The sequence below is a fragment of the Phenylobacterium sp. genome (assembly GCF_046590535.1).
GTDB lineage: Bacteria > Pseudomonadota > Alphaproteobacteria > Caulobacterales > Caulobacteraceae > Phenylobacterium.
In genome coordinates this window covers 1-13,355 of sequence record NZ_JBKJTG010000010.1, presented here as the reverse complement: position 1 = coordinate 13,355, position 13,355 = coordinate 1, and the positions used below count along the sequence as shown (strand labels likewise).

General features: G+C 66.7%; 11 protein-coding genes. 9 read left to right on the top strand and 2 right to left on the bottom strand.

Annotation, left to right across the window (positions count from 1 at the left end):
* The 9 genes from ACLL81_RS00630 to ACLL81_RS00590 form a co-directional block, all read left to right on the top strand.
* The coding region (locus ACLL81_RS00630) for a c-type cytochrome (RefSeq protein ID WP_411286415.1) at positions 1–1,569 on the top strand (1,569 nt) is incomplete at its 5' end.
* A 23-nt stretch (positions 1,570–1,592) separates the two neighbouring features.
* Complete coding sequence (locus tag ACLL81_RS00625) at positions 1,593–2,834, top strand: LLM class flavin-dependent oxidoreductase (RefSeq protein ID WP_411286414.1); 1,242 nt, start codon at positions 1,593–1,595, stop codon at positions 2,832–2,834.
* Positions 2,835–2,837: 3 nt separating this feature from the next.
* Positions 2,838–3,665, top strand: coding sequence for a DUF1295 domain-containing protein (locus tag ACLL81_RS00620; protein ID WP_411286413.1), 828 nt, complete (start codon positions 2,838–2,840; stop codon positions 3,663–3,665).
* A 29-nt stretch (positions 3,666–3,694) separates the two neighbouring features.
* A complete protein-coding gene (locus tag ACLL81_RS00615; protein ID WP_411286412.1) occupies positions 3,695–5,158 on the top strand; it encodes a carotenoid oxygenase family protein in 1,464 nt (487 codons plus the stop codon).
* 42 nt (positions 5,159–5,200) lie between these two features.
* On the top strand, positions 5,201–5,605 hold the full coding sequence (locus ACLL81_RS00610) for an EF-hand domain-containing protein (RefSeq protein WP_411286411.1): 405 nt from the start codon (positions 5,201–5,203) through the stop codon (positions 5,603–5,605).
* Positions 5,606–5,948: 343 nt separating this feature from the next.
* Positions 5,949–6,761 carry an efflux RND transporter periplasmic adaptor subunit gene (locus ACLL81_RS00605; protein WP_411286410.1) on the top strand — a complete coding sequence of 271 codons (813 nt, stop codon included), beginning with the start codon at positions 5,949–5,951 and terminating at the stop codon, positions 6,759–6,761.
* A gap of 23 nt (positions 6,762–6,784) precedes the next feature.
* Positions 6,785–7,468, top strand: coding sequence for an ABC transporter ATP-binding protein (locus ACLL81_RS00600; protein WP_411286409.1), 684 nt, complete (start codon positions 6,785–6,787; stop codon positions 7,466–7,468).
* Positions 7,465–8,634: an ABC transporter permease gene (locus ACLL81_RS00595; protein ID WP_411286408.1), complete on the top strand. Its 1,170-nt coding sequence runs from the start codon at positions 7,465–7,467 to the stop codon at positions 8,632–8,634. The genes ACLL81_RS00600 and ACLL81_RS00595 overlap by 4 nt, the downstream gene beginning before the upstream one ends.
* Positions 8,635–8,645: 11 nt before the next feature.
* A complete protein-coding gene (locus ACLL81_RS00590) occupies positions 8,646–9,833 on the top strand; it encodes an ABC transporter permease (protein WP_411286407.1) in 1,188 nt (395 codons plus the stop codon).
* A gap of 114 nt (positions 9,834–9,947) precedes the next feature.
* Here ACLL81_RS00590 and ACLL81_RS00585 read toward each other — a convergent pair whose 3' ends face one another.
* Complete coding sequence (locus ACLL81_RS00585; RefSeq protein ID WP_411286406.1) at positions 9,948–10,301, bottom strand: copper-binding protein; 354 nt, start codon at positions 10,299–10,301, stop codon at positions 9,948–9,950.
* The coding region (locus tag ACLL81_RS00580) for an efflux RND transporter permease subunit (RefSeq protein ID WP_411286405.1) at positions 10,298–13,355 on the bottom strand (3,058 nt) is incomplete at its 5' end. The genes ACLL81_RS00580 and ACLL81_RS00585, both read right to left, overlap by 4 nt.

Here is a 13,355-nt window from a genome sequence, read left to right as displayed (position 1 = left end):
TGGACGGTGGCTTACCACGGCCCTGTGGACGCGAGCTTCGCCGTCCAACCCCAACAGGGCGCGACCCTGGCGCAGGCGCTGGCGGCGGTGATCGCCGGCCGGCCCGCACCTGTGGCTGAGGCGGCCGTCCGCGGCGCCAGGATCGACTTCCCGGACCGCGCGAAGGCCGCCCAGTTCGCCAGGATTTCCTACGCCCGGGAGGTCGCGCCGATCCTCGAAGCCAAGTGCGTCTCCTGCCACGTGGAAGGCGGCATGGGGCCGTTCGCCATGAACAGCTACGAGACGGTGAAGGGCTTCTCGCCGATGATCCGCGAGGTGCTGCGCACCAAGCGTATGCCGCCGTTCCACTCCGATCCGCACTACGGCGCCTGGAAGAACGACATGAGCCTGTCGTCCGACCAGATCAAAACCGTGGTCAACTGGGTTGAGGCGGGCGCGCCGCGCGGCGCGGGCCCCGACCCCCTGGCCCGGGTGCGGGCCCCGACCGTCGATTGGCCCATGGGCAAGCCCGACCTTATCGTGAAGGTCCCGGCCTTCGACGTGCCGGCGGGCGGCCTGGTGGACTACCAGGACTGGTCGGTCCCCTCTAGCCTCACCGAGGGCAGGTGGCTGAAGGCCACCGCCTGGAAGGCCGGCGCGACGCCGACGGTGCACCACGCCTTGGCCGGCTGGATTCCCGAGGTCCGCGCCGACGGCCGCGGCTTCTCCTGGAACACCTCCATGGGCGGCTACGGCCCCGGCGGCGAGGCGAACCTCTCGCCCGCATCCACCGGCACCTATGTCCCGCCCGGCGGCTCCTTCGCCTTCCAGATGCACTACACCCCGGTGGGCAAGGCCATGCGCGACGAGACCCAGGTCGGCCTCTATTTCCATGAGACCCCGCCGAAATACATCCTGCGCCAGGCCAGCGTCACCGACTTCTCCATCGAGATCCCGGCCGGCGCCGGGCGCCACCACGAGCGCGCCTATCTGGAGTTCCCGCACGACGCCCTGCTCTACGGCACCCAGCCGCACTGCCACTCGCGCTGCTATTCCACCAAGCTGACCATCCAGTACCCGGACGGCCGCAAGAAGGTGCTCCTGAACCAGCCGCGCTACGACTTCGGCTGGCAGCGGGAGTTCATCTTCGAAAAGTTGTTCGAGGTCCCCGCCGGCTCGCGGCTGATCGCGGAATATGTGTTCGACAACTCCACCGCCAACGCCGCCAATCCGGACCCCAAGCACAACGTCACCTTCGGCGAGCAGACGTCGCAGGAGATGCTGTTCACCTTCGTGCGCTTCCGCTGGAAGGACGAGACCTCCACCAACCGCCGCGACGACTACCAGAAGGCGCTGCAGGGCAACGTGATGTTCGGCGCCCTGGACGACAACATGGACGACCGGCTGCAGGCCGTGGAGTTCCGCAACTCGCCGCGGTTCGCGCCCTTCAAGGCGTTCCTGCCGATGGTCGACGCCAACAAGGACGGTGGTCTCGACAAGACCGAACTCGCTGCCGCCATGGCGATGATGCAGAAGATGCGGCAAGGCGGTCTCGGCGCCCCGGCCGCCAAGGCGGCGCCGGGCAGCTAGCGGTTCACACGGGAGGATCGGCGATGCGGTTCGGCGTCTTCTATGAGCATCAGTTGCCCAAGCCCTGGAACGAGGGTGACGAGGCCCGCATGTTCCACCAGGCCCTGGAGCAGGTCGTCCTCGCCGACAAGCTGGGCTACGACTACGCCTGGGAGGTGGAGCACCACTTCCTCGAGGAATACTCTCACTCCTCCGCGCCGGAGGTGTTCCTGGCCGCGGCCGCCGCCCTGACCAAGACCATCCGCGTCGGCCACGGCATCCGCCAGGTGATCCCCAACTACAACCACCCCGCCCGCACCGCCGAGGGGTTGGCGACGCTGGACATCATCTCCCGCGGCCGGCTGGACTTCGGCATCGGCGAGGGCGCCACGCGCCTGGAGTTGGGCGGCTTCGGGATTCCCGCCAAGGAAAAGCGGGCTATGTGCCTGGAGGCGGCCGAGCAGATCGCCAACATGATGGTGATGGACCCTTACCCCGGATTCGACGGCCAGAGCTTCTCATTCCCCTGCCGCAACGTGGTGCCCAAGCCGGTGCAGAAGCCGCACCCACCCATGTGGATGGCCTGCACCAACCGCGACACCATCAAGGTCGCCGCCTCGATCGGCGTCGGTGCGCTGGCCTTCTCCTTCGTCAACCCGGAGGAGGCGCAGAACTGGGCGGACATCTACTACGGCATCATCAAGTCGCCGGACTGCGTGCCCATCGGCCACGCCGTCAACGCCAACATCGCCATGGTCTCCAACTTCTCGGTCCACCACGACCGGTCCGAAGCGATCCGGCGTGGGCAGGAGGGCTTCGAGTTCTTCGGCTATGCGGTGAACGCCCTGGTGGCGCACGACGCCACCCCCGGCCGCTCCACCCTGTTCGCCGACTTCCAGCGGGCCCGGGGGAACCGCGACGAGGAGATCATCGCCGCGGCCAAGATGGCCGAGCGAAACGCCAACGGCATCGGCACCCCCGACGACATCCGCGAGCACGTCCGCGCCTTCCAGGCCGCCGGCGTCGACCAGGTGATCTTCCTGCAGCAGGCCGGCCGCAACCAGCACGCCCACATCTGCGAGTCCCTGGAGCTGTTCGCCGCCGAGGTGATGGGCGAGTTCAAGGCCGAGGTCGCCGAGCGCGAGGCGAGGAAGTCCGCCGAACTGGCCCCCTTTATCGAAGCGGCCATGGCCCGCAAGCGGTGGATGAGGCCGCTGGCCGACCACGAGATTCCGGTGGTGAAGGCTTCCGCCGCCCGGGCGCAGATCAACGCCGGAGCCCGATAGGCCATGCCTCCGCTGGCTGAGATCATCACGATCCTGGCGTTGAATTTCGCGCTCTGCCTCGCGGCGTTTTTCGTCCTCTGGATGATCGGTTCGGCGATCCGCGACGTGAGCTTCATCGATGCGGTCTGGGCGCTGGGCATGGGCGGCCTGGCGGTCTCCACCTGGCTCCAGGCCGAGGAAGGCTTCGGGCCTCGCAAGCTGCTGCTCCTGGGGCTGTGCGCCGCCTGGTCGCTCCGGCTGGGCCTGCACCTGCTGCTGCGCTGGCGGGCGCACGGGCCGGACCGGCGCTATGTGCGGATGATGGAGAAAGCCAAGGCCGAGCGCGGCTGGAGCTATCCCCATGCCACCCTGCGCCTGGTCTTCGCCCTGCAGGCGCCGCTGATGTGGACCGTGGCCCTGCCGGTGCAGCTCGGCCAGCTTTCCGCGGAGCCGGCGCGGATCGGGTTTCTGGGCTGGGCGGGCGCAGCCCTTGCGGCGATCGGCATTGCGCTGGAGACCCTCGCCGACGCCCAGATCACCCGCTTCAAGGCCGACCCGGCCAACCAGGGCAAGGTGCTGGCCTCCGGGCTCTGGCGCTACACCCGCCACCCCAACTACTTCGGCGACATCTGTGTCTGGGTCGGCCTCTATCTGATCGCCGCGGAGACCGCGCTGGGGGTCTGGGCGTTGCCGGGGCCTCTCCTGCTGATATTCCTGCTCGCCCGCTGGAGCGGTGGCGTCACCTATGAGCGCCGGCTGACCAAGTCGCGGCCGGGCTATGCCGAATACCAGCGGCGCACCAGCCCGCTGATCCCCTGGCCGCCGAAACCGGCGCAACCCGACGCGGTCTGATAAGCTCGCCCGAAAAGCGGAGAGGAACGATGCCCGCCACGCTCGTCAATCGGGTCAGTTCGACCCTGGACACCGACGCCCATCCCTATACCAGCGGCGCCTGGACGCCGAATTTCGACGAGTACGACGCCACCGACCTGCAGGTGATCGGCGAGATTCCCACCGACATCGACGGCGTCTATGTGCGCAACACCGAAAACCCGGTCCACGCCCCCATCGGCGTCTATCACCCGTTCGACGGCGACGGGATGATCCACATCATGTCTTTCCGCGACGGCCAGGCGGCCTATCGCAACCGCTTCGTCCGCACCAAGGGCTTCGAGGCCGAGCGGGAAGCTGGCGAGGCTCTCTGGGCCGGGGTGGCCGAGCATCCCAGCCTGTCCAAACGCCCCGGCTGGGGCGCGCACGGCGGCATCAAGGACTCGTCCTCAACGGATGTGGTGGTGCACGCTGGCAAGATTCTCTCGACCTTCTACCAGTGCGGCGAGGGCTACCGCCTGGACCCCTACACCCTGGAGCAGCATGGGACGGAAAGCTGGACGCCGATCGACGGCATCTCCGCCCACCCGAAGGTGGATGAGGCCACCGGCGAACTGCTGTTCTTCAACTACTCCAAGCACGCGCCCTACATGCACTATGGCGTGGTGGGGCCGGACAACCGGCTGAAGCACTACATCCCCATCCCGCTGCCGGGGCCGCGTCTGCCGCACGACATGGCGTTCACCACCAACTATTCGATCTTCCCGGACCTGCCGCTGTTCTGGGATCCCAATTTGCTGCCCAAGGGCTACCACGCGGCCCGGTTCTACAAGGACTTGCCGACCCGCTTCGCCATCGTGCCCCGCTATGGTCAGCCGGAGGACATCCGCTGGTTCGAGGCCAAGCCCTGCTACGTCCTGCACTGGATGAACGCCTACGAGGAGGGCGACGAGGTCGTCCTCGACGGCTACTTCCAGGAGGACCCGCAGCCGCCACCGCTGGAGGGCTTCGGGCCCAGGCTCGGCCAGATGATGGCCTACCTCGACGAGCACTCCATGAAGCCCAAGCTCTATCGCTGGCGCTTCAACCTGAAGACCGGGGCTGTGAAGGAAGGCCTTCTCGACGACCGCATCCTGGAGTTCGGCAGCTTCAACCAGAAGATCGCCGGCAAGCCGGGGCGCTACCTCTATTCTACGACGGCCAAGCCGGGCTGGTTCCTGTTCACTGGTCTGGTGAAGCACGACCTGGAGACAGGCCGTTCCTGGAACCTGGACTTTGGCCCCAACCGCTATGGGTCGGAGGCGCCGTTCGCGCCCCGGGTCGGCGCAATCGACGAGGACGACGGCTACTTGGTCAGCTTCATCACCGACATGGACGCCGACCGGTCCGAGTGCGTCCTCGTGGACGCCAAGGACATCGAGGCCGGTCCCGTCTGCCGGATCATCCTGCCGCAGCGGATCTCCTCCGGCACCCACGCGGCCTGGGCGAACGGTGCGGACCTGCGCGGATGCTGACAGTCCGTTTCGTGGCAGATTAGCGGTAGCGGGGGAGCACGTTTGACTGACTGGATTCGAATTGGCCTGCTGGCGGGCGCGGCCTTGGCGGCCTGTCCGTCGGCGCGCGCCCAGCCCGCCGACGTTGCTGGCTTTGACAAAGACTCGGACGGCCGCACGTCCCGCGCCGAGTACCGGACGGGTCTGGTTGCGGAGTCGATGAAGTTCGACAGGAACGGCGATGGTCGTGTCACGGTGAAGGAACTCCCGGCCTTCGCCCGGATTCCGGGCGTGCGCGGGCCGGTGGAAAGGATCTTCAGGTCCAATGATCTGTCGGGTGACGGTGCGCTGTCGCGCGACGAACTGACGGCCCGTGCGGAGGCGCGGTTCAGCGAATTGGATGTCGACCGAAATGGCTTCCTCGACGCCGGCGAGATCAAGGCCGGACGGCGTGGCGGCGGTCGGTGATGCACGCCCTGGCTATTCGTCTGAGGCCATTGCGCGGATCGACGGCCTACCAAGTTCATCGATTTCCGCGCTCGCCTGGGGCGTCGTTGTTGCGCCTGCGGGAGCCCCGGACGATGATGCCACGCGGTGAAATCGGGGCAGGGTCTTGAGCGAGGACAGATCGGAACTTCTCAAGTCGCTGAGTATCAATCGATCTCAGGACCAACAGGCTTCCCGGGGTGGCGCGGGACCGGCTGTCCTGATCGCCGTAGCTGTGGCTGCGGTCGCAGCAGGAGGCGCTGTCGGTTGGTTCGCAAGACCAGCGCCGAAGCCTGCGCCAGCAGCCAGTGTCGCGCCGAGTGCGATGGCGTCAGCCCGCGGACCGATGATGCCCTCGTCTGGGCTGACTGCGTCCGGATATGTCGTGGCGCGGGTGCGTGCGACGGTAGCGGCCGAGGTGACGGGGCGGGTGATCGAGGTGCGAATCGAGGAGGGCCAGACGGTTCGGGCCGGCCAGGTTTTGGCGCTGCTGGACGGATCCCTGGCCCGGGTCGAAGCGGCCTCGGCCGTGGCGCGGGCTAATTCAGCGCAGGCCGGCGTCCACGCGGCCCAGGCACAGTTGGAGGAGACGGAGCGGGACCTGGTGCGGGCCCGATCTCTGGCCAGGGCCGGTTATGTCAGCCCGGCCAGCCTGCAGTCGACGACCTCGCGGGTCAGCGTGGCCGCGGCCCAGCTGGACCTGACGAGGGCCCAGCACATTGCCGCAAGATCCGACGTCAATCGGGCGACGACGCAGCTGGCGCGCTACGAGATCCGCGCACCGTTTTCAGGCGTGGTGATCGACAAGGCGGCGCAGCCGGGGGAGATCATCTCACCGTTGTCGGCCGGTGGCGGCTTCACCCGAACCGGCATCTGCACCATCGTCGACATGGACAGTCTTGAGATCGAAGTCGACGTGAATGAGGCCTATGTCGGCCGGGTGAGCGCCGGACAGAAGGTTGAGGCGGTGCTGGACGCCTACCCTGGCGCCACCTTCCCCGCCCGTGTGATCGCCAAGATCCCCACGGCCAGTCGCGACAAGGCCACTGTGCGGGTCCGCATCGCCTTCGACAGCAAGGATGCGCGCATACTTCCGGACATGGCCGTCAAGGTCACGTTCCTCGAAACCCGAACCTAGCCAGACCGTACACCGGAACCGAAATGTCCGATCTGATCAAGCTGACCAACGTCACGAAGAACTATCGGCGGGGCAAGGAAGAGATCAACATTTTCACAGGCCTGAACCTGACGATCCCGAAAGGCGACTTCGTCGCGATCATGGGCCCATCGGGATCAGGCAAGACGACCCTGCTGAACCTGCTGGGCGGCACCGACCGCTGCGACCGGGGCGAGATCGTGTTCGACGGCGAGCACATCGAGGCTTACTCGGAGGGCCAGTTGGCCGCTTGGCGAGCGCGCAATGTCGGTTTCGTTTTTCAGTTCTACAACCTGATGCCCGTGCTGAATGCGGCGCAGAATGTCGAACTGCCGCTGATGCTCACCTCGCTGCCCGTCAAGAAGCGCCGGGAAAACGTGGCGACCGCGCTCAAGATCGTGGACCTCTCCGATCGCGCGAAGCACCGGCCCAAGGAGTTGTCGGGCGGCCAGCAGCAGAGAGTGGCGATCGCCAGGGCCATTGTCTCCGATCCGAAGCTGATGCTGTGCGACGAACCGACCGGCGACCTGGACCGCGCCAGCGCCAACGAGATCCTGTCGACCCTTCAACTGCTCAACCGCGAATTGGGCAAGACCATCATCATGGTGACGCACGACCCCGAGGCCGCCCGCTTCGCCACCCGCACCCTGCATCTGGACAAGGGTCATTTCGTCGAGGCGATCTCATGACGGATTTCGACCTCGTCCGGAAAAATCTCTTCCGCAAGCCGCTCAGGACCGTGCTTCTGATCGTGTCGATCTTCATGGCGTTCCTGATCTTCGGCCTGCTGGCCAGCTTCAACGTCACCCTCGAGAATGCCTCAGCCGCGGGCAGCGCTGGCAACCGGCTGGTTGTCGCCAACAAGATCAATTTCACCCAGCCCCTGCCGATCGCCTACGTGAGCCGGGTCGCCACGGTCGATGGCGTCACCGCGATCAGCCACTACAGCTGGTTTGGCGCCTACTTCCAGGACCAGCGGAATAGCCGCTTCATCGGGTTCGCGGTCGATCCAGACACCTACACCCGAGTCTTTTCCGACACGATCAAACTGCCGGAATCCGAGCGGCTGGCTTTTGTCGCCGAACGCACGGGCATGCTCGTCGGCAAGTCTGTGGCCGACCAGTACGGCTGGAAGGTCGGCCAGACCGTGCCGATCAGCTCGAACATCTGGGTCAAGACCGACGGCGGAAGGACCTGGGACATGAAGATCTCGGGCATCTTCACGGGCGCGAAGCCCACCGATCCCACCAACGCCGTCTACCTGCACTACGACTACATCAACGAGACCCGGAGCTTTGGACGCGACCAGATCGGCACCATCGCCATCGTCACCGCCTCCCCGGATATCAACGACCGGGTGGCCAAGACGATCGACGCGGTCTTCGCCAATTCCCCCTACGAGACCTCGACGGTCGACGAGAAGACCTTCTCACAGGCCTTCATCAAGCAGGCGGGCGATATCAATGTGATCATCACCCTGGTGGTCGCGGCCGCCTTCGCCGCCATCCTGATGATCGTCGGCACTACCCTGGTTTCCGCGGTGCGAGAGCGCACCAAGGAGATCGGCGTGATGAAGACCCTCGGGTTCTCCGGGCCGAGGGTGCTGCGGATGGTGCTGGGCGAATCGCTGATGTTGTCCGTGCTGGGGGCGGGGCTCGGGCTGGGTGTGGCGGCCCTGGCGCTGGCGGCGCTTTCGAAGTCGCCGCTGGCGTCGAACTTCGGAGACCTCTCGATGGCGCCCTTGGTGGCCGTCGCCGGCATCAGCCTCGCCCTGGCGTTTGGGCTGATCACGGGCGCCATCCCGGCGATAGCGGTGCTCAGGATGAGCATCGTCGAGGCTCTGGGCCGAAAATAGGGAACCACGCGATGAGCCTGCTCACCCAGACCGGTTCGGTGATTGTCATCAATGTTCGGTCGATACCCCAGCGGCTCTGGATGTCGCTGGCGACCGTGGTCTCTATCGCCCTGGTGGTGGCGGTGCTGTTGGGCTTCCTGTCCTTGGCCAACGGGTTCAGGCAGACCGTGGGCGGCTCGGGCGCGCCGGACGTGGCCATCGTGCTGCGCGACGGTTCCACGGCCGAACTGAACAGCACCCTCTCAAGGGATCAGATCGACCTGCTGGGCCAGGCCCCGGGCGTCCGCTTGCGCGCTGACGGTCGGCCGCTGATCTCGCCGGAGCTGATGCTGGTGGTGGACGGCATCAAGAAGTCCTCGGGCACCAAAGCCAACATGCCGTTGCGCGGCATCGGGCCAAACGGTCTTCAGGTGCGCAAGCAGGTCCGGCTGCGCGAGGGGCGCATGTTCGCGCCCGGCACGAGCGAAATCGTCGTCGGTTCGGGCCTGCTGCGGGAGTTCAACGGCTTCGAACTGGGCCGCAGCATCCGCTTCGGCGCCCAGACCTGGAAGGTGGTTGGCGTCTTCGAGGCGCCGGGTACGGTTTTCGAGTCCGAACTTTGGGCGGATGTCGCGGTGGTGCAGAGCCTGTTCAATCGCGGCGCCTCGTTCCAGTCGGCCCGCGTCGCCCTGACCAGCCCTGCGGCCGTGGCGGCCTTTGCCGCCTACGTGAAGAACGAGCCTCGGCTGCAACTTGAGGCCAAGAGCGAGCAGGCTTACTTCGCAAGCCAGGCCGAGCGGTCCGGCGCTCTGATCACCTACTTCGGTTGGCCGTTGGGGATCATCATGGCGATCGGCGCGACGGCAGGCGCGCTCAACACCATGTATTCGTCTGTGTCCGCCCGCGCGGCCGAGATCGCCACCTTGAGGGTCATCGGATTCTCGGGGTTCTCCGCCTTTGCCGGCACCATGGCGGAGGCGATGGTCCTATCGCTGCTGGGCGCGATCCTGGGGACGGCCATCTGCGCCCTGGGGTTCAACGGGCTGTCGGCCTCGACCCTCGGCGCCGGATTCACCCAGGTCGCGTTCCGTCTGCAGATGGGACCGGCGCTCGTCAGCCAGGCGATCATCCTGGCGTTGGTGATCGGCCTCGTCGGCGGCATTTTCCCGGGGCTGCGCGCCGCGCGTCAGCGACCACTCCTGGCGCTGTCGGCCGCTTGACGGACGCGACAGGCTGGCGGTTCGGTGGAGACAGTCAAACGGCTACTTGTCTCCAGCTAGGCAAATGAGCGGTGCCGGCAGTCGGAGGTCGACCGGTCCCCCCCCCACCTGGACTTACTGCGTCTGAATGCCCGTGATCTCGCCGGCGCCGCCTTGCAGCTTCAGGTCGAAGGCCACCTTGTCGCCGGCCTTCACCGACTTGGCGAGGTCCGGTGAGGCCTTGAACGCCATCGTCATGGCCGGCCAGCCGGCTTCCGGGATCGGGGCATGATCGACGGTGATGCTGTCAGCGGAGACGGCGGTCACCGTGCCCGTGCCCTTGGCCTGGGCGGGCGTGGCGACCCCTCCCACGTCGGATGTGGCCGCGGGCGCGACGGCCGGAGCGGCGGAGGTCTCCTCCGCCTTGCTGCACGCGGCGAGGCCGCCGGCCAGGGTGAGGGCGGCGGTGGTTAGGATCAGGCGCCTCATGGGGTTTCTCCTTGGGTTGATGCGGTGGTTGATGACTTGGCTAAGCCCCTGCGACGGAGCAGCAGGTAGCCGGCGGGTATCACCAACATCGAGAGCAGCGGCGCGGTCAGCATGCCGCCGATCATCGGCGCGGCGATGCGGCTCATCACTTCGGAGCCGGCGCCGTGGCCGACGAGGATGGGCGCGAGGCCGGCCAGGATCACGGCCACGGTCATGGCCTTGGGCCTGACCCGCAGCAGGGCGCCTTCGCGCACGGCCGCGGCTACTTCGTCGGCGCTGGGGTTGGGACCTCGGTCCGCCAGGGCGTGCTTGAGGTAGATCAGCATCACCACCCCGAACTCCGCCGAGACCCCTGCCAGCGCGATGAACCCGACGCCGGTCGCCACCGACTGGTGATAGCCCAACAGATAGAGGGCCCAGATGCCGCCCGTCAGCGCGAAGGGCAGGGTCCCCATGATCAGGGCGGCCTCATCCCATCGCCGGAAGGTGACGTAGAGCAGCAGGAAGATGATCGCCAAGGTGGCGGGGACCACCAGCTTCAGCCGCTCGGCGGCGCGCTGCAGGTATTCGAACTGTCCCGAGTAGGCGATGGAGACGCCGGCCGGGAGCCGGACGTCCTGGGCGACGGCCTTACGCAGGTCGGTGACAACCGAGTTCAGGTCGCGGCCTCGGACGTCGACATAGACCCAGGTCGAGGGCCGGGCGTTCTCGGTCTTCAGCATCGGCGGGCCATCGACGATGCGGATCTGGGCGACGGTCCCCAGCGTGATCTGCTGACCGCCCGGCGTCAGGATGGGGAGCGACCGCAGGCCCTCGAGGCTGTCCCTGAGCTCGCGGGGGTAGCGGACATTGATCGGGTAGCGGGCGACCCCTTCTACGGTCTCGCCGACGTTCTCGCCGCCCACCGCGCCAGAGACGATCTCTTGCACGTCCATGATGTTCAGGCCGAAACGGGCGGCGGCGGCGCGGTCGATGTCCACGTCCACGTAGCGTCCGCCGGTCAGGCGTTCGGCCAGGGCGGAGCTGACGCCCGGTGTTGTCTTCGCGATCGCCTCAACTTGGGCGGCGACCCGGTCGAGTTGCGCGAGATCGGTTCCTGAGACTTTCACCCCGATCGGGCTCTTGATCCCGGTCGCCAGCATGTCGATCCGGTTGCGGATCGGGGGCACCCAGACGTTGGCGAGGCCCGGGACCTTCACCACCCGATCCAGTTCCTCGGTCAATTTCTCGGGCGTCATGCCAGGGCGCCATTCGCTGCGCGGCTTGAGCTGGATGGTCGTCTCGAACATTTCCAGCGGCGCGGGGTCGGTGGCGGTTTCGGCACGTCCCGCCTTGCCGAATACGCTTTTCACCTCCGGCACGGTCTTGATCAGCCGGTCGGTCTGCTGGAGCAACTCCGCGGCCTTGGCCGCCGAAATCCCCGGCAGGGCGGACGGCATGTAGAGCAGGTCGCCCTCGTCCATCGGTGGAATGAACTCACCTCCCAGTTGGCTCAACGGCCAGGCCGTGGTGGCGAACACCAGGAGCGCCACGACGAGCACGGTGCGGGGCGCCCGCAATACCCAGTCGATGGCCGGACGGTAGATGTGGGTAAGCCAGCGGTTCACCGGATTGGCGTCCTCGGCGGGAATTCGCCCGCGGATCAGGAAGCCCATCAGCACCGGCACCAGCGTCACCGAGAGGATCGCGGCGCCGGCCATGGCGTAGCTCTTGGTGAAGGCCAGGGGCGCGAAGAGGCGGCCTTCCTGCGCCTGCAGGGAGAACACCGGCACGAACGACAGGGTGATGATCACCAGACTGAGGAACAGCGCCGGACCGACCTCCGCCGCGGCGTCGGTGACCACCTTCCAGCGCGTGTCGTTGGTCATCTGTTCGTCGGGGTGCTCGTGCCCCCATTGCTCCAGCCGCTTGTGGGCGTTCTCGATCATCACCACGGCCGCATCCACCATGGCGCCAATGGCGATGGCGATGCCGCCAAGCGACATGATGTTGGCGTTGACGCCCTGCACTCGCATCACGAGCAAGGCGAAGAGCACGCCCAGTGGCAGGGTCAGGATCGCCACCAGGGCGGAACGGGCGTGCCAGAGGAACAGGCCGCAAACGATCGCCACCACGACGAACTCCTCCAGCAGCTTCTGGCTGAGGTTGGCGATGGCCCGGTCGATCAGCTGCGAGCGATCATAGGTGGTGACGATCTCCACGCCGGCCGGGAGGCTGCGCTTCAGGTCTTCAATCTTTTGCTTCACGTCGGTCAGGGTGGCGCGGGCGTTCTTGCCCGACCGCAGGATCACGACTCCGCCAGCCACTTCGCCCTCGCCGTTCAGCTCGGCGATGCCGCGGCGCATTTCCGGACCAAGTTGGATCGTCGCCACCTCGCCCAGCCGAACCGGAACTCCGCCCGCCGCGGTCCGAAGGGGGATCGCTCGGAAATCATCGAGGGTCTTCAGGTAGCCGGTCGTGCGGACCATGTACTCCGCTTCGCCCATCTCCAGCACCGAGCCACCGGCTTCCTGGTTGGCGCGCCGGATCGCCTCGACCACCTGCTGGTGGGTGACGCCGTATCCAGCCAGTTTCGTCGGATCGAGGACCACCTGGTACTGGCGCACCATGCCGCCGATGCTGGCGACTTCGGCCACGCCTGGGACCGTCTTCAGCTCGTAGCGCAGGAACCAGTCCTGTAGGCCGCGAAGCTGCGCGAGGTCATGCTTCCCGGTCCGGTCAACGAGCGCGTACTCATAGATCCAGCCAACGCCAGTGGCGTCGGGACCTAGCGACGGCTTGGCGGCGGCCGGCAGCCGCGATTGCACTTGGCTCAGGTATTCCAGAACCCGTGAACGGGCCCAGTAGAGGTCGGTCCCGTCCTCGAACAGCACATAGACGAAGCTGTCGCCGAAGAAGGAATAGCCGCGCACCGTCTTGGCGCCCGGCACCGAGAGCATGGTGGTGGTCAGCGGATAGGTGACCTGGTTCTCGACGATCTGCGGCGCCTGCCCGGGGTAGCTGGTGCGGATGATTACCTGCACGTCAGACAGGTCGGGCAGGGCGTCGATCGAC

Bases quoted from the DNA above. Each gene is read 5' to 3' on its own strand.
- ACLL81_RS00625 (WP_411286414.1), top strand. From the start codon at position 1,593: ATGCGGTTCGGCGTCTTCTATGAGCATCAGTTGCCCAAGCCCTGGAAC.
- ACLL81_RS00620 (WP_411286413.1), top strand. From the start codon at position 2,838: ATGCCTCCGCTGGCTGAGATCATCACGATCCTGGCGTTGAATTTCGCG.
- ACLL81_RS00615 (WP_411286412.1), top strand. From the start codon at position 3,695: ATGCCCGCCACGCTCGTCAATCGGGTCAGTTCGACCCTGGACACCGAC.
- ACLL81_RS00605 (WP_411286410.1), top strand. From the start codon at position 5,949: ATGGCGTCAGCCCGCGGACCGATGATGCCCTCGTCTGGGCTGACTGCG.
- ACLL81_RS00600 (WP_411286409.1), top strand. From the start codon at position 6,785: ATGTCCGATCTGATCAAGCTGACCAACGTCACGAAGAACTATCGGCGG.
- ACLL81_RS00595 (WP_411286408.1), top strand. From the start codon at position 7,465: ATGACGGATTTCGACCTCGTCCGGAAAAATCTCTTCCGCAAGCCGCTC.
- ACLL81_RS00590 (WP_411286407.1), top strand. From the start codon at position 8,646: ATGAGCCTGCTCACCCAGACCGGTTCGGTGATTGTCATCAATGTTCGG.
- ACLL81_RS00585 (WP_411286406.1), bottom strand. From the start codon at position 10,301: ATGAGGCGCCTGATCCTAACCACCGCCGCCCTCACCCTGGCCGGCGGC.